Source organism: Exiguobacterium sp. UBA3968, from assembly GCF_002385115.1.
In the GTDB taxonomy this organism is placed as follows: domain Bacteria; phylum Bacillota; class Bacilli; order Exiguobacteriales; family Exiguobacteriaceae; genus Exiguobacterium_A.
The window spans coordinates 112,143-134,403 of the sequence record NZ_DGCW01000007.1 but is presented as its reverse complement, the minus strand read 5'-3'; the positions used below and the strand labels follow the sequence as shown (position 1 = coordinate 134,403).

The window sequence follows — 22,261 nt, the reverse complement described above, 5'->3', positions numbered from 1 at the left end:
TTAAACGATATCGAGTGGTTCTTTTTTTGTTGGTGCTGGGAACGCTTGATCAAGTGCAGCTAGCTCTTCTTTTGTTAAATTCAAAAGTGCGGCGCGACCGTTGGCTTCGACATGATGTGCTTGTCCTGCTTTAGGAATTGCGATGACGTCACCTTCGCGCATCGCCCAAGCAAGTAAGATCTGTGCCGGTTCAACACCATGTGTCTCAGCGAGTTCCTCGACGGTCGGATGATTCAGGAGTTGATCACGCAGTGAACCACCTTCAGCTAGTGGGCAATACGCCATTACTGGAATACCATGTTCGCGTAGTAACGGGAGCAGTTCATACTCGATTCCGCGTGAGCCGAGGTGATAAAGTACCTGATTGACAGCACACTGATCACCGTTCGGTAGTGCCAACAGTTCTTTCATGTCTGATACGTCAAAGTTCGATACACCCCAACGGCGAATCTTACCCTCTTGTTTTAAGGCTTCCAGTCCTTCAACGGTTTCCTTTAGTGGAATGTCGCCACGCCAGTGAAGAAGATAGAGATCAAGATAATCCGTACCGAGACGTTCAAGCGATTTGGAACAAGCTTTTTTTAACGCTTCCCCACCAGCGTGATGAGGATAGACTTTCGAGACAAGAAAGACTTCTTCGCGTCGATCAGCGATCGCGTCGCGAATCAATTCTTCAGAGGCGCCTTCCCCGTACATCTCTGCCGTATCGATGAGTTCCATTCCGCTATCGAGACCGACACGGAGTGCTTCGATTTCTGCTTCGTGCTTCTCCGACTCTTCCCCCATCCGCCACGTGCCTTGTCCGAGTGCGCGCACATGTGTCTGATCGGGAAACGTCACTGTTTTTTGCTTTAACGCAGCAAGTATTAGCGTCTTTTCTGTTGCGTTCATCGAATTCCTCCTTTAAGTAGAGAGACAATAGTAGGGTTTACCACGCGAACTCTGAACAAAAACGTCTTCTTCAAGAGAAAGAGACGTCACCAATGCTCAAATAAGGGACCATGATCGCCGAGGACGGGATCTTTTTTGGGACGCATCACCTGACGAATACGCTGAAGATTTTCCGGACGTTCACTTGTTTGACCTGTCAGTGTGTCGTAGTCTTGACCATTCGGATAGGCACCGATCACACGGAAGTGTCGACTTGTATCAAGTGCTTTGTGTCCTGTGCCTGCAGGAAGTAAGAGAACATCTCCACTCGTCAAGGTGAAGGTCTTACCGAGTGGACCACCGAGTTGGACGGTCGCATGTCCTTCGAGAATACCAATCACTTCATGGGCGATACTATGATAATGATGAAAATCAAAAATGCCATCCACCCAGCTATTGCGCCAGTCATGTGAATGGAAAGTCTGTTCGATGCGTGACGGTTCTTCAAATGCATGCCGATAAATCAACACCGGAAAATTAGGGTTATTCGGAATATGTCCGTCATCCTCAAAGTAAAATACCTCAACACGCATCTTCGTTGCTCCCTTCTCTGATGTGGTAAAAAGTAATAATTCCCTCTATAATTACCCGTAATTAAATATCATCAATCGTCCGAGCATCTTTATGGCGTAACGAATCGGGAGGTGCTACGATGCTTAAGTTAACGAAATTACAAAGGAGGCTTTCCGATGATCGCCATCGAAGCAAAGTTAGAAGTACAACCCGCAAAACGAGAAGAATTTTTAGCAGCAACTAAAACATTAGTAGAAGGATCGCGTGCTGAAGCTGGAAACATCAGCTACGATCTGTTCCAAAGTACAGAAGACGAAAATGTCTTCATGATGATTGAAAAATGGGAAGACCAAGCTGCGATCGAAGCTCATAACACAAGTGCTCATTTCGGACAATTCGTTGCATTTGCTCAAACAGCTCTTGCTAAACCATTGGACGTTCAATCATTCCAAGCATAATGAAACGAGTTAGAAGCGAATGTAACACATAAGGAAGGTATTCTAGGTTTTGTGACCTAGGATATCTTTCTTTTTTGTTTTATACAACGCGCTCCTTCGCTAGTTTATCTTCAGATGAAGATTTGATTAAAAATGTTCCACTTTTCTTTTACAATCGTATGACATTTCATTGAAACTGTTAGTTTTTCCCTGATTAGGGCATTATTCTTATAATGACACAAAAAGGAGGCTTTTATCATGAATGAACGAACGAATGCACCAGAGTCGAAGCGATCATTCTTCAAGATGCCTCATACATATGCCATCATCATGGCGATTCTCATTATTTCAGTCATCTTGACGTACACGCTTCCAGCAGGACAATTCGACCGTGAAAAACAGGATGGTCAGACCGTCGTTATCGATGGTACCTATCGCGCGGTGGAGTCTGCACCTGTCAATTTCTTTGGTTTATTCGAAGCGATTCCGAAAGGAATGGAAGCAGGCGCTGCGATCATCTTTTACATTTTCTTAGTCGGTGGTGTCTTTGGCATCATTCGTCAAACGGGTGCCATCGAAGCGGGAATCAATCAATTGATTCGTCGGTTTGGTCAAAAGGGACACATCATGATTCCGATGACGATGTTCGTCTTTTCGATTGCCGGAGCAACAATCGGGATGGCAGAGGAAACAATCATCTTTGTACCGATTGGTATCATGCTCGCGCGCGCACTCGGTTATGACGCGATGACAGGAGCTGCAATCGTTAGTTTAGGAGCGGCGGTTGGTTTTGCTGGCGGGATGCTGAATCCGTTTACGGTAGGTGTTGCTCAATCGATCGCGGAAGTTCCACTCTTTAGCGGTCTTGGTTATCGAACCGCCGTTTATATCGTTTTCTTAGTCGTAACGATTCTTTATGTCATGACTTACGCACGGAAAGTCAAACAGGATCCAACGCGTAGCCTCGTTTATGATCTCGAACAACGTCGTGCGGAAGAAGCAGCAACGACGATTTCACGCTTTTCGAAACGTCATGCTTTTGTTTTACTGATTTTGATCGGTGGAATCACGCTCAACGTCATCGGAATTTTCGAGCGGGGCTGGTATTTGACGGAACTGACAGCCTCGTTCTTGATCATTGGACTGATTGCTGGGATCATCACACTCGGTGTGAACGGTACTTTTGAGAGTCTGATTGACGGGGCGAAAGCCGTGACGTTCGGTGCATTGATCGTTGGCTTTGCCCGTGCCATTGTCGTCATTCTTGAAGAAGGTCGTGTCATTGACACGGTCATTTACGGCTTATCGAATGCCGTAGGACATTTACCAACGTTCTTCGCTGTCATCGGAATGTACATCGTACAACTGATCACGAATTTCTTCATTCCATCGGGGAGCGGGCAAGCCGCGACAACGATGCCAATCATGGCACCTTTATCTGACTTACTCGGTATCGAGCGTCAAGTAGCTGTTTTAGCATTTCAATACGGAGATGGATTGACGAACATGATTTTTCCGACAAGTGCGCATTTGATGGCGTTTCTTGCGATCGCAGGTATTCCGTATGAGCAATGGTTACGTTTCGTCTGGAAACTCTTCGCGATTTGGATTGCTTTAGCATGTGCCGCCTTATTACTTGCTGTGACGCTCGGTATTCAATGAAGTCGACCTTTCGGACATCTGTCCGGAAGGTTTTTATGTTGCAGGAATCGGGAAGCGTTATCACGAACGGATAGAGAAGTGACTAAAGGGGGAACTGAAGTGACATATTCAATCGTTGGTTATTGCGAAAAAGAACAAGCGTGGGGTGTTGCTGTCCAATCAAAATTTTTAGCTGTTGGGAGTGCTGTTCCGTTTGCGAAAGCGGGAGTAGGTGCTGTAGCGACACAATCATTTGCAAATACGACGTATGGCCCTGAAGGGTTGCAGATGATCGAACAAGGCGCTTCAGCGGATGAAGTGCTCCGTCGATTAACGGAAGCGGATGAAGGGCGAGCAGATCGTCAAGTCGGAATCATCGATGCGCAGGGCAAAAGTGCGACTTTTACGGGAGAGAGATGTAACGACTGGGCAGGCGGAATTGCGGGGAAACATTTTGCGGCGCAAGGGAATATTCTTGTAGATGGCAATACGGTCAAAGAGATGGCACGTGTCTTTGAATCGACGCAAGGGCCACTCGCAGAACGGTTGTTGCGTGCGTTGGCTGCGGGGCAAGCAGCAGGCGGGGACTCGCGTGGGATGCAATCAGCAGCACTGCTCGTCGTTAAGGAAGGTGGCGGGTACGGTGGATTCAACGATCGCTATATTGATCTACGTGTTGATGATCACCCGAATCCAATTGAAGAACTCGAACGTATCTATCAATTGCACACACTTTACCTACAACCGAGTAAGCCGGAAGAAATCAAGCCCATCGATGATGCGTTAGAGTCGGAGTTGATGGATAAATTATTGACACTTGGCTACCGCGGTGATTTCGAAGAAGCGCTCCGGACATATCTGCATACGGAAAACTTTGAGATGCGCGAACAAGCGGATCGTGCGATTGATACACGTGTCCTCGCGTACATTCGATCCCAATGAAAACGACAGGATGGACCACGGTCCATCCTGTCGTTTTGTTCATGCTTGCGTCGACTGAGCACGAATCGGTACTTTAAATCCGGTCGCGATGAACCGTTCCATTTCCGGTTCCGATTTAGCATTCAAGCCAACTGTCCCCTCTCCTTTTAGTGCCACATTCGTTAACTTGACGCGATTGATGTCAGGACCGATCGTAATCCCGTGTTTGGCAGAATCCTCGATCCGGATATCCCGAAGGCATACATCCTCAGCTCCGTTTTCTCCACCAAAGATTTGGATATCCGTTTTCGCGTGGCGAAATCCACTCATTTTTAACTGACTGATCGTAACATTGCGTGCCTTATATTGAATTCCGATCATTGGCTGTTCTTGGTAGTCATAATACGGATCACCGAGCACCGTGAAATCATGAATAACGACATTACGATAAGCGGAAACGACGAGAGCGCGCGGTTTTGAATTCGCATATAGCGCCGTATATTGAGGAGTCTGAGCAATCAAGCGCGTTGCGATGATATTGTAAGCCGTCTGAGATGTTGGATCACTTGCTTGATGATGCCCGATATGGCGGAAATTAAAGGCACGGTGGTCATCAATTGATAAATGACCAACGATTTTAACGGTTGAGGCAGCAGAAGAGGTCGCATGCGCCTTGATTTCAAGTCCACCGAAGCAACGACTTGATGCGTTATTGAATAACCAGACATCGCGTGACCCATCATCGATTTCAATCCCGTTCGAATTGGAAAAACCTTCTGCATGGGCACGTCCACTCGGGTCATGCATAAAGCAGTTCGAGATGAAGAGATGGTCACTATGATGCGTCGTGATCCCGTCGTCTCCGAACCCGTAACCGGTTAATCCATCGAACCAGATGAATGAACTACTTAAGTTCGCTCGAGCACCGTCCCCGTTGTAATTGTAATACGGTGTCGAGATATCAAAACAATGGAGTCCTGGATTGACAGCTTCGACATCAAAGACCCAACCATAAGTGACATGTGCGTATGTGAGACAACTGGAGTGATTGCCCCATGTGCTACTTTTCTTTGCGTCACCGATTCGTTTGATGTTCCAATCAAGCGTCATTTTCTCAACAAGCAGGTGATGATTGCCAAGGAGATAATTTTGGTTCGTCACAAGACGTCGTCCTTTAGGTGCGTCATCGTGCATCTTTATAATCGTTCTCCCTTTGCCAGCTCCCGTTAAAATCGTATAACTAGGTAAACGAATTCCTCGAACGATGTACGTACCGGCTGGAACATGGACTTGTCGATGTCCATCACCGAGCGCTTCGATGAACGCTTGTGTATCATCTGTCTGTCCATCACCGACCGCACCATAGGAAGTGATATCAACGATTTCGACTTCACTGATCAAACGTTCGAACTCATGATTGAGCCGCCCGAACCAACTCGGTCGAATCTCATCGTGTGGCGTTACGAAAGCTGGTGTCAGCGGTAAAATATGTTTATCACGGTTTGTCAAAAATAACGGTGAGATCATCGAACGAAGTGTTCGACTGAGGTTAGGATCACGTCGTGGTGCAATAAATGTACTATCGTGTAGTAGTTGTTCTGCTTGTCGAACAGCCTGTTCGTTGCTTGATGTTTCAACGTATTCTTGAATCAGCGCCGCATTTTGATACGGATCATGCGTGTGATCGAGTTTCAACATGAAATAGTTCTCCTCTCTGAATAGGTCTGTCTACCTTTTCCCCTCTAATTGAACAATCATTCCTTGTTTCATAACATCCATAAAAATACACTAAAATTATAAATTTGGATTATAATGGATTTATAAAAAGGAGGGCTTTTGATGTCACTTCGCAAACGACTCGTAATTGGTATCGGATTGATTTTGCTGATATTAGGGATCAGTAAGCCGCTGACGGAAGCGGCTTTTCAAGCATTGAAGCCACAAGCGATAAAGATGTCAGGAGTCGAAGCGAACGGATCGTGTAAACCGAACTGCAAGAACAACGGCAAGCTGTTAAACATTCCATTTCTTTCGTGGTTGCCTAAAAAGCAGACGAAGAATGATGAAGATTTACGTGTTTGGGACACGAATGAAAAGCTCAAAAAGCAGAAAGACCTCAAACCGAAAAAGAATAAGCTCATCGTTGTAGGGGTTGAAAATGCTAAGCGAGGTATGAATGAAAAAGGGGAATCGTCCTCATCGATGTTACTGATGAGTCTGATTGTTCTACCTCTATTCATCATAAGCTATATCGTTTGGCGGAAACGTCGAAAGACCAAGAAACAGGATGAGGACTCGATCAGAACTGACACCCCGTTACAGTCCTTAGACAACGACTTTGTTATAAAAGAGAACTCGATCGAGCTACCAGATGCCTGGATTCGTAAACAACTCATCCAGTTCAATCAGATACTCCCGACCCGCTTACGGCGACATGATACAGAAACACTTCAGGAATGGTGCCTGCGTATCGGATTCCAACCGTCACATGTCCTAATAAAAGCCTATCTCTTAGAACGCTATACAGACCGAGCTACTACGATATCGGAGATGGACAAGCAAACGATTCAGGGGGAATTCGGAGCCTTCGTCCATCAGTTTGATTGAAACCTTTTGAAAGGAATGACGTAAATGGAATAGGAAAGGGGAGTTGATGATGTACCTAGCAGATGCCGTGAAATTAAAGAGTATTCTGAGGAAACAGCTTGATCAGCTGATTGAAGAAATGGAGCGCGTAGCGTTCATTGATTTAGAAAAGGGAGAAGCACTCCCCGCACAACAAGGCCGGAGCTTAACCGACGTCGAAGCCGCCATGGACATCGTGCGTCATGATATGCGAGTCTTGGATCGTCTCGTCTATGCGGCGAATCTAGAAACTGTCATCGTGACGGACGAAGGAGAAATGCCGCTCGTCGAAGCAATCGAGTGGGCGACCCAATTGCGGGCAAAGGCACAAAATTATCAGATGCTCGCAAGTCGACCAAAACGCGAGTTCCAATACGGATTTGAAGGGACGACGATCATTCGTCATGCCTTATTCGATCCAGATGCCTATCGCTTAAAAGCGGAGGAAGTGGAACGGCAAGCACACAAAGTATCGAATGCGATCAATGCCGCGAACTATCAAACGACAATTGACTTTGATGGTGGACGTTATATGTAACTCCTTGACGTGGTGAGACTCCACGTCAAGGAGAGGGGACGGACCTCAATTTTCCTCTGTGGAGAAGAGATGGCGATGGCAAACCGATGACCATGAACCATTGACAGGCTGACCTGTTACCTTTGACCACCTATGGAACGCTGATGTTTTTTTCCGTCCCCGCTCCCTGTCGTTTCTTTGAGAAACGACAGGGATTTTTAGTGTGTCGATGGAAACAACAGGGTATAGAGAAGCACAAGAGAAAGGAGAGACATCATGAAACACACTTTTTCAGCATTCGTCGTACGAGAGGTGGATGGGAACTATGAAGGGAAGGTTGAGGCGAAACAAGTCGATGATTTACCGGAAGGAGACGTCTTAATTCGTGTCACGCATTCCTGTGTCAATTATAAGGATGCCTTATCGATGTCGGGTAATCGAGGGGTGACGAAATCCTATCCGCACACACCAGGCGTTGACGCAGCAGGATATATCGAACAAACGACAGATGCACGGTTTCAAACCGGTCAAGCGGTCGTCGTCAATGGCTTTGATTTTGGAATGAATACCTCGGGCGGATTTCAAGAATACATACGTGTACCAGCCGATTGGGTGACGCCACTTCCAGAATCCATTCGTCCATTAGAAGCGATGCGGCATGGAACGGCAGGATTGACAGCAGCGCAATCAGTCGATGAACTGTCACGAATTGTCTCAAAGGAGACAGGACCCATCCTTGTGACTGGAGCGACAGGAGGTGTCGGTACGATTGCGATCGCCTTACTGATTCGATTAGGCTATACAGTACACGCCGTAACCGGGAAACGAGTAGAACAAGAACGATTACTTAAAAAAGGTGTGGCGGAGGTATTAGACCGCACTACGTTCTTAGAAGAAACAGACCGTCCATTAAAAAAAGGAACGTATGCAGGTGTCATTGATACGGTAGGGGGTCCATTGCTCGCATCCGTCATTCGCTTCGTACAGTATGGTGGTGTCGTGACGACGTGTGGTAACGTCGGTGGGGCAGAGATGACACTGACAGTCTATCCCTTCATCCTGCGTGGCGTTCGTTTGATCGGAATCGATGCGGTACAAACACCGATTGCATATCGAGAGATCTTATGGCAACGGCTGGCGGATGAGTGGCGCGTCGATCTTGAATCAGAAGTCGACGTCAAAACACTGAACGACTTACCTAAAATCGCAGAAGCTCTGCTGACTTCTCGTCACCGTGGTCGAACTGTCATCGAAATTTAAATATTTCGAGTAAACATTGGTGGTATAGTGGGGAAAAACTGTGTCGACTTTTCAGGAGGAACCATACATGAGTGAACACCAACAGGAACGACAGTCTCGACAAGAACGACGGAAACAGAAACGCAATCGCCGAGGGATTGCGTTTGGCGGTATTTTAGCAACGCTATTCATCGTAGGTGGCTGGTTGTATATGTTGACGAATAACGATGCCTCTCAAGCAACATCGACGCTTGAGAAGCCGAAAACGACGGATCAAGCAACGAAAAACGAAAAGTCGAAGAAAGAGACAGCCTCGACAAAGGATCCAAAAGAAGCGAAAAAAGAGAAGAAAAAATCAAAGAAAAAGGTGGCAGAGTATGCGCAAGCAGCTTGGGTGACACGTCCGTTCGCGAACGTCTATCGCGATGCAAGCCGAAGTAGTGTCATCTATAAAGCAGATTTAGGTGATGTCTATGAGGTATTGGATGCAAAAGACGGAATGGTCCACTTGAAACTCAATGATAGTATCGAAGGGTATTTGCCTGAGACCGATGTCCGATTAGAAGCACCAAAAGGAACATCAGATAAAGCAGTCCTTACGGCACTCTCGCAAGCAGTTGCCAACCAACCGATTGATAAGCCGGAGCAGTATCTCGGAAAACCAATTGCTGACTTCGAAGCAAAATATGGTGCTGTTGGTAATACGCAACAGGACGCGGTCAATACGTATTACTTCTCAAACGCCGGATACCTGCTCGTCGTCTCGGACGGAATCATTGAAGCGATCGACTGGACGAATGCCTCAACGAACGCCTTGTCAACGCTCGGTGAACCTGTCGTCGATACGAGCTACGGGACATGGTACGAGGGAGAATCTTTACAATTGAAAGTATTCCCGGACAACGGAAAGATGCGCTTACGTCTTGCCCGTGATCCTGGACAAGACTAATGGAAAGACGGATTTGCTCCAAGCGAATCCGTCTTTTTTGCGCATAAAAAACCTCCCGAGTCCGACACTCGGGAGGAAATATGAAAATCCTTTGGGAGGAGATTTTCTTAGTAGACGCCTACAGCATCAAATGATTTCGCTGCTGCTGTTGCTTCTGCACTTGTTGAACCGTACAGGTCTTTTGCCGATTGAACGACTGCTGCGCGAAGTGCGCTGAAGTTCGAGTTCGGAGTCAAATAGACGCTAAGAGCACGGTAGTAGATTGCTCCAAGTTTCGGTACGCCGACACCTGTGACAGTCACGTTGTAATGAGTTCCACCATTACCGAGGAGGTAAGCAGCTTTGTTGACGATACCAGAGTTCGTGTGGACACCACCGTTATCTTGTGTACCTGTGTAGCGTTTTGAGTAGTGATCTGGATCGCCGTAAGCAGCTGGATTCGACATTGAACGGAGTGCATCACCGCTGACACCAGGCGTGTAGATGTCTTCTCCTACGAGCCAGTCGAAGTTCGAACCGACTGAGTATTCAGCAACCGTACCCATGATATCCGAAACAGCTTCGTTGATTGCACCTGATTCATTTTGGTAAACGAGGCCAGCTGTGTATTCTGTGACAGCGTGTGTCAATTCATGCGCTACGACGTCAAGTGCGCCTGAGAGGTATGTGAACGTTGAACCGTCTCCGTCACCGTAGACCATCTTCGTTCCATCCCAGAATGCATTGTTGTAGCTTGTTGAATAGTGGACAGATGAGTTTAAGGCAGCGCCTGCGTTGTCATAACTGTTGCGACCATATGTGTTTTTGTAGAAATCATATGTTTTCGCAGCGTTGACATGTGCGCTGACAGCAGCGCGGTCATATGTCGTATTGAATTGGTTATCGAGGTCAGACCAGAGTGTTCCTGGAAGTGTGTTGCGGTTCTTCGCATCATATGTGTAGATGCCTTTACCGCGAGTTGAATCTTGAAGATAGTAGTACGAGCCACTCTTCACTGTATTAAATGATGCGCTCGTGCCAAGAACTGTTGTTCCTGTACCGACTGCATTTGTTCCCGTAACTGTGTTGACTGGCTTCGCATGTGCCAGTTGGTCGAACTTATTAAGTACTTTACCTGAGTTTGCATCGATGAAATATGTCCAGCGTGATGGTTCTTTACCAGCGAGGACTGTCGATGTCACTTTATACGCATAGACTGCATCATTTTTAACAGGATAGATGACGAGTTCTGCTTTTGGAGCGACTTCGAATTCAGAAGCCTTGATTGCTTTTTGGTATAACTTGATTGCTTTCTTTTCAGAAAGAGTTGCTTTTTTCGCGAGACCTGGTTTTCCTTTGACGTTGATCGCATCGTTTACGATTGCTTTCAAAGTACCGTCTTTCGCGACGTTCCCGACGACGACACTACCAAAGACAGGGACGCCATCCACTTCTTGTTGGAGACGTACGATTTGTGAAGATCCGTCTTTTTCGACATTCTGAACAGCAAAGTCACCTTTTTTGTTCACGAAATCTTTAACGATTGTTGCAGCTGGTTCTGACGAAGCTTTCGTGAGTTTACCAGCTTGAAGACCTTCTGCACCTACGACCGTAGGAACAACAAGTACACTTGCGACAAGCGATGTAGCGAGAAACTTTTTCAAAATAAATCGCCTCCTTGTTTGGGTTGAGTCTAACTATGCCAAAGAATTAAGAAAGCGAGAATAAGTCATTCGAATTAAATCGAATTTTCTGAATATAGTCCGTAGTACCTGTACTGAATTATTAAGTATGAAAGATATTTCAACGCAAAAAAAAAGAACCATTCAAGCGAATGGTTCAACGAATCCGTTGGTAGAGATGGTGGACATCATCTCGTGTCTCATCAATCTTAAAGTCATCAGGATCAAGTTCAATCCCTTGTTTCGAGGCAAAACGTTGAATTTTTTCGAAGGACTTCCAAATTTCGATATCAGGTCCTTCATGTTTCCAAAAAATATAACGTGCAGCAGGAATACGGTGACCTTTCATTCCTTTTGGAATATCGTCGAGTGACGAGACCGGATACCCGACACATTGCGAGTATTTGGTTCCGTTTCGTTCGAGTGAGATATCGAGCGGATAGCTATCTGGTTTTGCAGGAATCTCATGTGAGCGTCTTGAAAATTCACGCCAGAGTTCCGGCATTAACGTATGCAATTCGTTTTCTTCACATGTTAGTCCAAGACCAACAAAATAAAATTCATGACGTTCCACGATTTTAGGATGCATGAGAAACTCCTTTCCGTACTTACGACACGTCTTCAATCGGCGAACGTTTCAAGTCTAGAAAAAGACGCGTAAAGGTGGCGTCCCATTGTGTACCCATGCCCTCTTCTAAAATGGATAAAGCTTTTTCCACTGGCATTCCCTTACGATAAGGACGGTCAGATGTCATCGCATCGTAGGCATCAGCAATCGCCATGATCCGACCGAAGAGTGGGATGTCCTCTCCTGCGAGTCCTTCCGGATACCCCTTTCCGTCATAGCGTTCGTGATGGTACTTTACCCCAGGAAGAATTGGTTGTAACGTCTTTGGCAGCTGAACTTGGGATAGAATATGCACACCGATGACAGGGTGTTGCTGAATGATCTGGAACTCTTCGTCAGTCAGGCGACCTTCTTTTAATAACACATCGTCACGAATGCCGATTTTTCCGATATCGTGCAACAAAGCTGATTTGCGTAACAGCTCGATTTGTTCATACGGCAGGTTGGCAGCCGTAGCGATTTCCACTGAATAAGCAGCGACACGAAGCGAGTGTCCTGCCGTATAAGGATCCCGGGCATCAAGTGTTGCGGCAAATAACGTAAACAGACTGTCCAGCAATTGCTCATTCTGTTCATCGCGTTTTTTGATTCCTTCCATCATCAGATTAAAACCAGAGACGAGGTGCGAGAATTCATCAGAATACGGATTTGGTAACGAGACGAGACGATTGTTTTCGACATCTTGAATACCTTGTTGAAGAATCGCAATCGGTTTTCGAATGTTCTCATAAAGAAGAAGACTACAAAACGTCGCGACGGACAAGATGACGATCAGAATAAGCGTCGACCAGCTCCAATAAGAGCGGAGGCTTTCATTTTCCGTTAACTGAACGGCTGAGGCGAGCACGAACAACATGATCGGAAAAACACCGATAATCAATGTGCTGATCAGCATTTTTTGCTTTAACGTGACGACCGTCGTTTTTCTTGGAACATCAAAGCCATGTTCGAAGGCATACTTCTCTAACGTGAGGAGCATATGCTCCGTAACGCGGTAGGTTAGAAAAAATTCAATCAGACCGTGTAAAATCGCGACGAGGACAGCACCAAAACAGGCGAGACCAATCAAGTAGTACGGCATCTTTAACCACTCTTGAGAGATTGCGAGTGCTGTCAGGAGTGATGCGGGAACTGAGAGACCTAAGAAGTGTGGTCCCATGATTCGTTGAACAGTCAGAACCGGAAAGTGATGGGTTGTTTGATAAGCCTCTTGGAAAGAGGCGAGTGAAGGAATCTCGTTTTGGAAGAAGCGTCGTAAGGCACCGATGTGCCGAGAATAAAGCATATATTCGAGTAAAACCATCAGACTGACAGATAAACCCATGATACCCATTAAAATCAACTGTTCATTCCTCGTGAAAGTAAGGGTCTCAAAAATAAACAGACATCCGACGCCGAACACCGCGATGAATGAACCGAGCAGATAGTTTCTTAGTAAGTGGCGTTCAAAACGTTGTAAAGCGCTCATTGTATCCTCCCTTTAGTGAATTAGAGTGCTTTCAGCGTACCGTTTTCTAAAACGGTGGAAGGATGTTTTTTTGAAAAAAAGGTGAAAGAATCTTTTGAAAATCTTTTGAAATTAATACTCAAAAATAGGTATGGTCATAAAGCACTAATTATCTTAAAAAAGATTGATTAAGGAAGTAAAATAAACTAAGATTTGAATATTCAGAAAAGTATAGTAATCTTTTACTTTTCACTACTACATAGGGGGTCAATTCACGTGGGAAAAAAGAAACAGCTTAGCTTAGCCGTACTGTCTGGAATTACGGCAGCTGCTTTTGCTGTCGGTCCGGTCTTACCTGGTGGGCAGGTAAAATCCGTACAAGCAGCAGAAAAAGCAGCCTCTGGTGCACCAATGGATTTAAGCACAGTCGATCAAGACAGATTGTTGAAAGTCTTGGAAAAACGTGGGGTCGTTTCAAAAGCCGCTTCCGTAGAAGCGAAGCAAAAAGCAGTCCAAAAGTATCTTGACCAAAAGGCGAACGGAAAACCAGCTCCTGATCACGCGCATGCATCGGGTAAAGAAGCAGCCTTCGACAAGAAAACAAAGGATTTCTTGACGAAGCAAAAGGAGAAGTTAGCAAAACAGCTGGACAAAAAGCATGATAACTACAAAAAAGGCAATCCGAACGGCTTCGTCAAAGTAGACAAAGCTAAGCAAGCAAAGTATAACGGTACGACACGGACGGACAAGGTATTGGTACTGCTTGTCGAGTACAGTGACTTCGCGCACAATAACGTCGTTCAAGAGCCAGGTTATATGTACGCTAAAGACTTTAACCAAAAGCATTATCAAGATTTGATGTTCGGGGATAAAGAATTTGAACTGTTCAACGGAGAAAAGGTTAAAACGTTCAAGCAGTATTATGAAGAACAATCGGGTGGAAGCTATTCGGTCGATGGGACGGTTTCGAACTGGTTAAAAGTTCCGGGAACAGCTAAGGATTATGGTGCTGATAGTCCAAAAGGCGGAAATGATAACTTGCCAGGAGCAAAAGGGCCGCGTGGACTCGTCAAGGATGCCTTGAATGCTGCCGTCAAGGCAGGCATCAATTTAGCTGAGTACGATCAGTTCGACCAGTATGACTTAGATGGCGACGGTAACTTAAATGAACCAGATGGTCTCGTTGATCACTTGATGATCATTCACGCAGGAACGGGGCAAGAAGCGGGTGGCGGTAAATTAGGGGATGACGCAATCTGGTCGCACCGCTGGACGCTCGATAGCGTTTATCCAGTCGAAAACACGACATCAAACGTTCCGACACGCTGGGGTGGGAAGATGGCAGCTTACGACTATACGATTCAACCTGAGGACGGCGCAGTCGGAGTCTTCGCGCACGAATTCGGACATGACCTCGGACTTCCCGATGAATACGACACGCAATACACAGGTCAAGGGGAGCCAGTCGCTTCTTGGTCCATCATGAGTGGTGGTAGCTGGAATGGTAAAATTGCCGGAACAGAGCCGACGAGCTTCTCTCCGCAAAACAAGGAATTCTTCCAGACAGTCATGGGCGGAAACTGGGCAAACATCCAAACAATCGATTTTGATTCGCTCACGAAAGCTGGAACAGCTTCGTACCTCGATCAGAGTGTCACGAAATCAAAAAATCCAGGGATCATCAAAGTCAATCTTCCACAAAAGCCAGTGAAAGGAATTGCTCCAGCGTTCGGCAAGAAGTACTACTACAGTACAAAAGGGAACGATCTTCATACATCGATGACGTCTCCTGAATTTGATCTGACGAATGCTAAACAAGCAAAATTTGACTTTAAAGCGTACTATGACGTTGAATTCAACTACGATTTCCTGACAGTCACTGCTACAGCCGATGGCCAGTCAAAAGTACTGGAAACGATCGGTAAAAAGGACACGGATGGCGATGAGCGAGCCGATTCTACTAAAGGCGCATGGGTAGATAAATCATACGACCTCAGTGAATTTGCTGGTAAAAAAGTCACGCTGAAATTTGAATATGTCACTGACGCAGGACTCGCGCTTGATGGTTTCGCGCTCGATAATGCTACGCTGACAGTCGATGGTAAAGTCGTCTTTGAAGATGATGCCGAGGGAACACCTAAATTCAAATTAGATGGCTTCGTCGCATCGAACGGCTTCACGTATGCAGATAACGCGTACTACCTTGAATGGCGCAACTATGCAGGTTCGGACAAAGCGCTCGAACATGCACGAGGTGTGAAGTACAACACAGGCCTTGTCGTTTGGTATGGTGATTCTAGCTTTGACGACAACTGGGTCGGTAAGCACCCAGGTGAAGGATTCCTCGGTGTCGTTGATTCGCATCCGGAAGCGATCGTCGGCACGTTGAAAGGACAACCGACGGTTAAGGACAGCACACGTTACCAAATCGCAGATGCTGCTTTCAGTTATGATAAAGCACCTGCATGGCTCATCGATTCGCCATCACGTGGACTTTACGACTATAAAGGTCTTCCAGGTGTGACGAAGTTTGATGATTCAAAATCGTATATCAACCAGTTGATTCCGGATGCAGGGAAATTGCTTCCGAACAATGGATTGAAAATTCAAGTCATCGGTGAAGCAAAAGATAACTCTGCTGGAGCAGTCTGGATCCACCGTTAAAAACAGAAGAACAGGTTCAGTTTCAGCTGAACCTGTTTTTTGTTTGAGTTACGTAGAAGAAGTGGAATCAATTGGAAAAACATTGGTCAGGCAACTTGACTTTTAAAGCGCATCCATTTTATACTTACGTTAGCTTAATATTGTTATTGTCATTACGGATTCACATCGTGTCACGAACAATCTTTTCGTTGCTCCATGTATTTCGGGACAATAATGAATTCCTTTCATATGCTCAGCATATGTATTAAGTAATTTATTTTTGGAGGTTGTTCCCATGAACACAGGTAAAGTAAAATGGTTTAACGCAGAAAAAGGTTTCGGTTTCATCGAAGTTGAAGGCGGAGAAGACGTATTCGTACATTTCTCAGCAATCACTGGTGAAGGCTTCAAAACACTTGACGAAGGTCAAGAAGTTGAGTTCGAAATCACTGAAGGCGCACGTGGAGCACAAGCTGCTAACGTCGTAAAACTTTAATTTCAACTATTCAATCGTCCCTTTTCGGAGGGGCGGTTTTTTATTAGACTAATATCTTGAATTCAAGATATTAGTGCGTTATACTTCAATTACCAAATCATTTACAGGGAGTGACGAAGATGGAGCTACTTGGAATTCATCATGTATCAATCTTAACAGGCATGGCAGAGCGAAATTATCAATTTTATACGAAAGTACTCGGAATGCGTTTGATTAAAAAAACAGTAAATCAAGATGACACGACATCGTATCATTTGTTTTATGGAGATGCGGAAGGGAATCCTGGAACAGATTTGACGTTTTTCGATATTCCACATCTTGGAACGGGTGTACCAGGAGCATCGAGTATTTCTTCGACATCTCTTCGTGTCAAAACAACAGCCGCTCTTCAATTTTGGAAAAAACGGTTTGAGGAAAAGGACGTTGAGCATGACGAAATCATTGAGCGTGCTGGACGACAGACACTGGCGTTTCGTGATCAGGAAGGAACGCGTTTGATTCTTGTCGCGGAAGATGGCGAAGTAGGTGTCGCAGGCGGTGTCCCATGGCCGCAAGAAGAGATTCCTTCTGAACATGCCATCGTTGGACTTGGAGCCGTGACATTGACGGTTAACGATCCGACACTAACGGTCCGCGTGCTGACGGAAGTGATGGGTTTCCGGAACGTTGGTCGCTATCCTTCACTAGCAGGTGACTTTGCTCCAATCGAAGTCTATGCGACAGGAGAAGGGGGAATCGGAGCAGAAGTCCACGTCGAAGCGCGTCCAGACCTTGATCGGGAACGTTTAGGTCGTGGTGGTGTGCACCATGTCGCGTTCCGTGTACCGAACAGTGAGGAGTACGAGAAGTGGGTCGAACGTCTGAATGCTTATCACTTACCGAACTCCGGTAAAGTCGATCGTCACTATTTCCAAGCCCTTTACTTCCGGGAACCGAATCATATCTTATTTGAACTCTCGACAGATACACCAGGATTTGCGACGGATGAGTCGGTTGAAACATTAGGGGAGACACTTGCGTTACCTCCGTTTCTTGAGCCAAAACGAGCTGCCATCGAAGCTCGGTTACGACCACTCGAAATCTGACAATCCTGTGACACAGGTCACAGATGGATCGTCCATCCCGTATACTAAGAGCAGGAATCAGGAAAAAGGAGTGACGGGATGTTAAGAACTACGCTTGGGCAATTCCGGATGATTGCGATATTAGAAGGAATTTCGTTTTTAGTCTTACTGTTGATTGCGATGCCGTTGAAATATATGGCGGACATTCCACAAGCAGTTTCGGTCGTTGGTGCACTTCACGGTGTCTTATTCGTCATGTACGCGATCTGGCTCGCCGTTGTGAAATTCAAATACGATTGGTCGATCATCAAGGCGGGTATTGCGTTCATCGCATCATTCATCCCGTTCGGCACGTTCATACTCGATCGGAAGTTAAAACAGGAAGCAACAAACGCGTAAATTGTGTATACTGAATAGAGCACGGCTGTGGATAACTGTTTTTGTCTATGCGAAGCAGGTTATCCACAGCTTTTTTCTGTGGATAATTTTTAGGAGGATATATTATGTCAACATTTGAAACATTACACATCAGTGACCTGTGGATAAAAAAATTACAAAAACAAGGCATCAAGGAGCCGACACCGATTCAAGAACGAGCGATTCCATCATTACTTGACGGACGCGACTTGATTGGACAGGCACAAACCGGAACAGGAAAAACACTAGCGTTCCTCTTACCGATTCTTGAGCAAATCGATGTCGAATCGCAAACGGTCCAAGCATTGATCGTCGCACCGACTCGCGAACTCGCGCGTCAAATCGCAGATGAGACCCATAAGCTGATTCGCAATACGGAACAGTACCGTGCTCTTGCAGTATATGGCGGGCAAGACGTCTTTAAACAGATTCAACGACTCGGACGGATGCCACAAATCATCATCGGAACACCAGGACGGATTCTCGATCATGTCGGTCGCGGCACACTAGACTTAAGCGAATTACGTACACTCGTCTTAGATGAGGCGGACCAAATGCTTCAAATCGGTTTCTTGCCAGAAATTGAAGATATCATCGAGGCAGCACCTGTTGATCGCCAGTTCGTCATGTTATCAGCAACGATGCCACCTAAAGTAGAGGAACTGGCGAAAACGTATTTGCGTAACCCAGTCGAAGTGCAGGTAGAAGCGGAAAGCATCACTGTAGAAGCGATCGAGCAGTTCGTCGTCGAGACGACGGATCGTCGCAAGCAGGCGACACTACGGACGATGCTTGACGAGATGCGTCCATATGCAGCCATCATTTTCTGCCGTACGCAACGTCGTGTCAGTAAATTAAACGAAGAAATGCAGATGCAAGGGTATCCGACGGATGAACTGCATGGTGGGTTGACGCAAGGGAAACGAGAAAAGGCAATGGCGAAGTTCTATCAAGGAAAAACACAATTCCTGATTGCAACAGACGTCGCTTCCCGTGGTCTCGATGTGACAGGTGTGACACACGTCTTCAACTACGATTTACCGGACGATGCCGAAAGTTATGTTCACCGGATCGGTCGGACAGGACGTGCTGGGAACGATGGAATTGCCGTCTCGATCGTGACGCCGAAAGATGGTCGGACGTTCCGTGATATGGAACGTGAATTGAACATCTCGGTCACGCCAATCGTCGTCGAATTGTCTGAAGAGGCGATTCGCGCACAGCACGACCAGAGTAAAGGATCACGGAAGACGACAGAAGGACGTGGAAACACACGTCGTTCGAATAACCGTCGCCCGGGACGCGCACATCGTAAATAAACAGAAACAAGATAAAAGAGCCGGTCCATTTTCTCTGAAAAAGAGAAAATGAACCGGCTCTTTTTTATTTAGCATATACCATCTGACCACCAAGATGACCGGTATAAGCAAGTAATCCGCTACCGACGATGGCAACGACAAAACTGAGTAATAAAAACATTTTTTTGTTTGAGCGGTAACCCAATAACAAAAATAACAGCGAGACACCAAAGGCAACAAGGCTGAACAACGCGAAATGCTCATGATTTTCGATAGCAGCATGGGTAACGCTACTTAAGTTCGCTTCCGCATACTCTTCTGCTCCGTCTCCAGACAAATAGGCGGCGACCCCAGAAATCAGACCAACGACTAGCGTAAAGAGGGTGAACAATTTGAATTGCGTCCATTTCAGACTGACGAGTAACAATAACGTTGCGAATAATAAAAGTGCGATCGGTGCATGGACAAGAAGTGGATGAAGCGGTACGTTTCCCAACATATCAAAGACCTCCTTAGGTAAGTATGATAAAGAATAATTTCACTTTACCCTGCTTATCTGACAGCTAACTGACACCGTTTTAAAGAGTTGGGAAATGAATGATGAAGCGTGTGCCTTCACCTAATGTTGAATCAATAGAAATCGTACCGCCATGTTGATCGACAATCGATTGAGCAATCGATAAGCCGAGGCCCGTACCTGTTCCGTGACGTGAATGATCCCCCCGGTAAAAACGCTCGAATATTTTAGTTTGTTGATCGGAAGCGATACCGATCCCACGGTCCTGTATCGTCAACTGGCGTTCTGTAGTAGTTTCTTCGAGGGAGACATCAATGACTTTATCGCTGTAGACAAGAGCATTCTCAAGAAAGACCGTCAATAAGCGATTCAATTGATGGGCATCCCCTTTCATGTGTAAGTCAGGCGCGATCGAAGCGTGGATGATGCGATCCGAGTAGGCATGCTGAAAACGTTCGACGGTCTTTTGAACGAGTGAACTAAGGTCAACTTCCTGTTTCGGTGAAAGTTGTCCTTCTCGCGCAAGCAATAGTAAATCAGAGACTAAATACTGCATGCTTGCCGTTTCTGCTTTGATATCCTCTAGAATCGTTCGTCCTTCATTCGAAAGTGATTCCGCTTCTAGCAATTCAATCCCGCTGTAGACGATTGTCAAAGGTGTCCGTAGTTCATGTGAAGCATCGGACGTAAAACGACGTTGGCGATCGAATGCTTGTTGCACCGGTATGACGGCTCGACCAGCAAGGATGTATCCGACTAGTGTCAGGACAATCGTTGCGAGAACCGCAATCCCCGCAAGAACGGCAATCAATCGCTGTAAGGTATCTTCTGTCGGAGAGATGTCCTTCATCAGCAGTAGTCGTCCTTCTTCGGTACTCCGTTGATACAGTAAGAAGTGTCGATCATCCCAGTCCACTTGTTTCGTCGTATCATCTGACCTTAAAAAACGATGCAGTGTTTTGGACTCGACGTCTGGCGGCAGACTTTCATAGCGTTCGTTTCCTGAATCATCGAGTAACTGAAAGTAGATCGGATTTTGGATGAATTGATCTTCTCCGTGCTCGATCCGTTCGAAGATATCGCGATCAGATATGCCCTTCAATTGATTCAATTCCATTCGATTCAGCAATTGAGCGTTCGTGACATACACACCAATCAAGATGAGGACTAGTACAAAAAAGAACGAACCACTGAATAATAACGTCAGTCGTTTTCGAATCGAGTCAAGCATGTGGATCACCTAATCGATAACCGAATCCGCGAACTGTCCGGATCAAATTAGGAGCACCGACCGCATCTAGTTTTTTTCGAACAAGTCGGACGAGCGCATCGAGCGCGTTATCCGTAATATCCGCACCGATGCCCCACACGACTTCGATGATTAATTCACGACTCATCACCTGTTCAGGTCGTCTTAGGAGCAAAGAAAGGAATTCGAATTCACGTCGTGTTAAATCAATCGGATGGTGTTCATAGGAAATCGTTTGTGAGGACAGATCAAGGACTAGTCCATTGAAGGTGACCGTCGACACGAATGCCTTTTGTTGACGACGACTGAGCGCGCGCAGTCGTGCCAAAAGTTCATTTGATTGAAACGGTTTGACGAGATAGTCATCCGCTCCACTATCAAGACCATGGACGAGATCAATTTCCGTATCGCGAGCAGTCAGCATCAAGATGCCGCCTTCAAACTGTTCTTGGCGTAAAGTAGCGGCGACTTCGACTCCGCTCTTGCGAGGCATCATCCAATCGAGAACGAGTAAGTCATAGCGATACGTCTGACATTGGAGGAGCGCCTCCACTCCATCCCGTGCAACATCTACCTGATATCCTGCCCGCTCCAAATGGAGGCGTAACATCTTCGCAAGACGCTGATCATCTTCTGCTACCAAAACGCGCATGCACATCGCTCCTCTTTTTTTCTCATTATCCCATAGTTGCCGTCAGTTAGTTGTCAGTTTTTTTCGATACAGTAAACGTAACAAGAAGGGAGAGGAAACAGATGAAACCAAAACCATTTGCGAAATGGCTCGTCGGGCTTAGTAGTTCCGTCTTCATCGGACTTGCGATTGGTCAGTTGAATGTCAGTTCGAGCGATTCCTCGACGACACCTGTTTCGACAGGCGATACGTATTCGAATGATACGACATTACCATCCCAAGGAAATCAATATAGCGATGATGAAGACGAATATAGAGAAGATGATGGATATTACGAAGATGATGATGGTCAATGGCAGGGCGACGAATCGTCTGGATTCAGTCAACCAGGTGGGTCGAGTGACGGTCAGTCCAGTCATTCGAGGTAAGGAGGAGGAA

The 22,261-nt window shown here is 46.1% G+C and carries 22 protein-coding genes; 13 read left to right on the top strand and 9 right to left on the bottom strand.

Translation table 11 applies throughout. The features are described from left to right. Positions 1 to 891, bottom strand: coding sequence for an aldo/keto reductase (locus B3S86_RS13420; RefSeq protein WP_214856595.1), 891 nt, complete (start codon positions 889 to 891; stop codon positions 1 to 3). A gap of 86 nt (positions 892 to 977) precedes the next feature. Then, positions 978 to 1,463 carry a cupin domain-containing protein gene (locus B3S86_RS13415; RefSeq protein WP_035411904.1) on the bottom strand — a complete coding sequence of 162 codons (486 nt, stop codon included), beginning with the start codon at positions 1,461 to 1,463 and terminating at the stop codon, positions 978 to 980. A 156-nt stretch (positions 1,464 to 1,619) separates the two neighbouring features. Here B3S86_RS13415 and B3S86_RS13410 point away from each other — a divergent pair, with 156 nt between their 5' ends. The 3 genes from B3S86_RS13410 (at position 1,620) to B3S86_RS13400 (ending at position 4,463) form a co-directional block, all read left to right on the top strand. Beyond that, entirely contained in the window at positions 1,620 to 1,901 is a 282-nt protein-coding gene (locus tag B3S86_RS13410; RefSeq protein WP_035411908.1) for a putative quinol monooxygenase, read from the top strand. Between the two features lie 237 nt (positions 1,902 to 2,138). Further along, positions 2,139 to 3,542, top strand: a complete 1,404-nt coding sequence (locus B3S86_RS13405; protein WP_290753617.1) for a YfcC family protein — start codon at positions 2,139 to 2,141, stop codon at positions 3,540 to 3,542. Between the two features lie 99 nt (positions 3,543 to 3,641). Beyond that, the gene (locus tag B3S86_RS13400; protein WP_035411914.1) at positions 3,642 to 4,463 is read left to right on the top strand and encodes a DUF1028 domain-containing protein; all 822 of its coding nucleotides are present in this window, start codon (positions 3,642 to 3,644) and stop codon (positions 4,461 to 4,463) included. Positions 4,464 to 4,502: 39 nt separating this feature from the next. On the opposite strand, the gene B3S86_RS13395 is transcribed toward B3S86_RS13400, so the two are convergent. Then, positions 4,503 to 6,140, bottom strand: a complete 1,638-nt coding sequence (locus B3S86_RS13395; RefSeq protein ID WP_290753613.1) for a glycosyl hydrolase family 28-related protein — start codon at positions 6,138 to 6,140, stop codon at positions 4,503 to 4,505. A 141-nt stretch (positions 6,141 to 6,281) separates the two neighbouring features. Here B3S86_RS13395 and B3S86_RS13390 point away from each other — a divergent pair, with 141 nt between their 5' ends. From B3S86_RS13390 to B3S86_RS13375, 4 genes are all read left to right on the top strand, one after another. Beyond that, complete coding sequence (locus B3S86_RS13390; RefSeq protein ID WP_290753609.1) at positions 6,282 to 7,049, top strand: hypothetical protein; 768 nt, start codon at positions 6,282 to 6,284, stop codon at positions 7,047 to 7,049. A gap of 49 nt (positions 7,050 to 7,098) precedes the next feature. After that, positions 7,099 to 7,605 carry a hypothetical protein gene (locus tag B3S86_RS13385; protein WP_035411922.1) on the top strand — a complete coding sequence of 169 codons (507 nt, stop codon included), beginning with the start codon at positions 7,099 to 7,101 and terminating at the stop codon, positions 7,603 to 7,605. Positions 7,606 to 7,860: 255 nt separating this feature from the next. Then, a complete protein-coding gene (locus B3S86_RS13380) occupies positions 7,861 to 8,844 on the top strand; it encodes a YhdH/YhfP family quinone oxidoreductase (RefSeq protein ID WP_290753604.1) in 984 nt (327 codons plus the stop codon). A gap of 67 nt (positions 8,845 to 8,911) precedes the next feature. Further along, a complete protein-coding gene (locus B3S86_RS13375; protein WP_290753601.1) occupies positions 8,912 to 9,772 on the top strand; it encodes a hypothetical protein in 861 nt (286 codons plus the stop codon). A gap of 107 nt (positions 9,773 to 9,879) precedes the next feature. Here B3S86_RS13375 and B3S86_RS13370 read toward each other — a convergent pair whose 3' ends face one another. The 3 genes from B3S86_RS13370 to B3S86_RS13360 form a co-directional block, all read right to left on the bottom strand. After that, complete coding sequence (locus B3S86_RS13370; RefSeq protein ID WP_290753598.1) at positions 9,880 to 11,415, bottom strand: M4 family metallopeptidase; 1,536 nt, start codon at positions 11,413 to 11,415, stop codon at positions 9,880 to 9,882. Positions 11,416 to 11,590: 175 nt separating this feature from the next. After that, positions 11,591 to 12,022, bottom strand: coding sequence for a GyrI-like domain-containing protein (locus B3S86_RS13365; RefSeq protein ID WP_290753595.1), 432 nt, complete (start codon positions 12,020 to 12,022; stop codon positions 11,591 to 11,593). 19 nt (positions 12,023 to 12,041) lie between these two features. Further along, the gene (locus B3S86_RS13360) at positions 12,042 to 13,529 is read right to left on the bottom strand and encodes an HD domain-containing phosphohydrolase (protein ID WP_290753592.1); all 1,488 of its coding nucleotides are present in this window, start codon (positions 13,527 to 13,529) and stop codon (positions 12,042 to 12,044) included. 255 nt (positions 13,530 to 13,784) lie between these two features. Here B3S86_RS13360 and B3S86_RS13355 point away from each other — a divergent pair, with 255 nt between their 5' ends. The 5 genes from B3S86_RS13355 (at position 13,785) to B3S86_RS13335 (ending at position 19,447) form a co-directional block, all read left to right on the top strand. Next, the gene (locus B3S86_RS13355; protein WP_035411939.1) at positions 13,785 to 16,172 is read left to right on the top strand and encodes an immune inhibitor A domain-containing protein; all 2,388 of its coding nucleotides are present in this window, start codon (positions 13,785 to 13,787) and stop codon (positions 16,170 to 16,172) included. A 274-nt stretch (positions 16,173 to 16,446) separates the two neighbouring features. Then, entirely contained in the window at positions 16,447 to 16,647 is a 201-nt protein-coding gene (locus B3S86_RS13350; RefSeq protein ID WP_023469752.1) for a cold-shock protein, read from the top strand. Positions 16,648 to 16,766: 119 nt separating this feature from the next. Continuing rightward, the gene (locus B3S86_RS13345) at positions 16,767 to 17,732 is read left to right on the top strand and encodes a ring-cleaving dioxygenase (RefSeq protein ID WP_035411942.1); all 966 of its coding nucleotides are present in this window, start codon (positions 16,767 to 16,769) and stop codon (positions 17,730 to 17,732) included. Positions 17,733 to 17,810: 78 nt separating this feature from the next. Beyond that, the gene (locus B3S86_RS13340) at positions 17,811 to 18,110 is read left to right on the top strand and encodes a DUF3817 domain-containing protein (RefSeq protein WP_035411945.1); all 300 of its coding nucleotides are present in this window, start codon (positions 17,811 to 17,813) and stop codon (positions 18,108 to 18,110) included. A gap of 104 nt (positions 18,111 to 18,214) precedes the next feature. Further along, positions 18,215 to 19,447, top strand: coding sequence for a DEAD/DEAH box helicase (locus tag B3S86_RS13335; protein WP_290753586.1), 1,233 nt, complete (start codon positions 18,215 to 18,217; stop codon positions 19,445 to 19,447). Positions 19,448 to 19,511: 64 nt separating this feature from the next. Here the strand turns inward: B3S86_RS13335 and B3S86_RS13330 are convergent, their stop codons facing one another. From B3S86_RS13330 to B3S86_RS13320, 3 genes are all read right to left on the bottom strand, one after another. Then, positions 19,512 to 19,925, bottom strand: coding sequence for a DUF2231 domain-containing protein (locus tag B3S86_RS13330; RefSeq protein WP_290753583.1), 414 nt, complete (start codon positions 19,923 to 19,925; stop codon positions 19,512 to 19,514). A 79-nt stretch (positions 19,926 to 20,004) separates the two neighbouring features. Next, positions 20,005 to 21,174, bottom strand: coding sequence for a sensor histidine kinase (locus B3S86_RS13325; protein ID WP_290753580.1), 1,170 nt, complete (start codon positions 21,172 to 21,174; stop codon positions 20,005 to 20,007). After that, a complete protein-coding gene (locus B3S86_RS13320) occupies positions 21,167 to 21,844 on the bottom strand; it encodes a response regulator transcription factor (RefSeq protein WP_035411955.1) in 678 nt (225 codons plus the stop codon). The genes B3S86_RS13325 and B3S86_RS13320 overlap by 8 nt, the downstream gene beginning before the upstream one ends. A gap of 101 nt (positions 21,845 to 21,945) precedes the next feature. Here B3S86_RS13320 and B3S86_RS13315 point away from each other — a divergent pair, with 101 nt between their 5' ends. Then, on the top strand, positions 21,946 to 22,251 hold the full coding sequence (locus B3S86_RS13315; RefSeq protein WP_290753575.1) for a hypothetical protein: 306 nt from the start codon (positions 21,946 to 21,948) through the stop codon (positions 22,249 to 22,251). The last annotated feature ends 10 nt before the right edge of the window (positions 22,252 to 22,261 follow it).

Excerpts from the sequence above, each read along its gene's own strand:
- B3S86_RS13420 (WP_214856595.1), bottom strand. The coding sequence starts at position 891 with ATGAACGCAACAGAAAAGACGCTAATACTTGCTGCGTTAAAGCAAAAA.
- B3S86_RS13415 (WP_035411904.1), bottom strand. The coding sequence starts at position 1,463 with ATGCGTGTTGAGGTATTTTACTTTGAGGATGACGGACATATTCCGAAT.
- B3S86_RS13410 (WP_035411908.1), top strand. The coding sequence starts at position 1,620 with ATGATCGCCATCGAAGCAAAGTTAGAAGTACAACCCGCAAAACGAGAA.
- B3S86_RS13405 (WP_290753617.1), top strand. The coding sequence starts at position 2,139 with ATGAATGAACGAACGAATGCACCAGAGTCGAAGCGATCATTCTTCAAG.
- B3S86_RS13395 (WP_290753613.1), bottom strand. The coding sequence starts at position 6,140 with ATGTTGAAACTCGATCACACGCATGATCCGTATCAAAATGCGGCGCTG.
- B3S86_RS13390 (WP_290753609.1), top strand. The coding sequence starts at position 6,282 with ATGTCACTTCGCAAACGACTCGTAATTGGTATCGGATTGATTTTGCTG.
- B3S86_RS13385 (WP_035411922.1), top strand. The coding sequence starts at position 7,099 with ATGTACCTAGCAGATGCCGTGAAATTAAAGAGTATTCTGAGGAAACAG.
- B3S86_RS13380 (WP_290753604.1), top strand. The coding sequence starts at position 7,861 with ATGAAACACACTTTTTCAGCATTCGTCGTACGAGAGGTGGATGGGAAC.
- B3S86_RS13375 (WP_290753601.1), top strand. The coding sequence starts at position 8,912 with ATGAGTGAACACCAACAGGAACGACAGTCTCGACAAGAACGACGGAAA.
- B3S86_RS13365 (WP_290753595.1), bottom strand. The coding sequence starts at position 12,022 with ATGCATCCTAAAATCGTGGAACGTCATGAATTTTATTTTGTTGGTCTT.
- B3S86_RS13360 (WP_290753592.1), bottom strand. The coding sequence starts at position 13,529 with ATGAGCGCTTTACAACGTTTTGAACGCCACTTACTAAGAAACTATCTG.
- B3S86_RS13350 (WP_023469752.1), top strand. The coding sequence starts at position 16,447 with ATGAACACAGGTAAAGTAAAATGGTTTAACGCAGAAAAAGGTTTCGGT.
- B3S86_RS13345 (WP_035411942.1), top strand. The coding sequence starts at position 16,767 with ATGGAGCTACTTGGAATTCATCATGTATCAATCTTAACAGGCATGGCA.
- B3S86_RS13340 (WP_035411945.1), top strand. The coding sequence starts at position 17,811 with ATGTTAAGAACTACGCTTGGGCAATTCCGGATGATTGCGATATTAGAA.
- B3S86_RS13335 (WP_290753586.1), top strand. The coding sequence starts at position 18,215 with ATGTCAACATTTGAAACATTACACATCAGTGACCTGTGGATAAAAAAA.
- B3S86_RS13330 (WP_290753583.1), bottom strand. The coding sequence starts at position 19,925 with ATGTTGGGAAACGTACCGCTTCATCCACTTCTTGTCCATGCACCGATC.
- B3S86_RS13325 (WP_290753580.1), bottom strand. The coding sequence starts at position 21,174 with ATGCTTGACTCGATTCGAAAACGACTGACGTTATTATTCAGTGGTTCG.
- B3S86_RS13320 (WP_035411955.1), bottom strand. The coding sequence starts at position 21,844 with ATGCGCGTTTTGGTAGCAGAAGATGATCAGCGTCTTGCGAAGATGTTA.
- B3S86_RS13315 (WP_290753575.1), top strand. The coding sequence starts at position 21,946 with ATGAAACCAAAACCATTTGCGAAATGGCTCGTCGGGCTTAGTAGTTCC.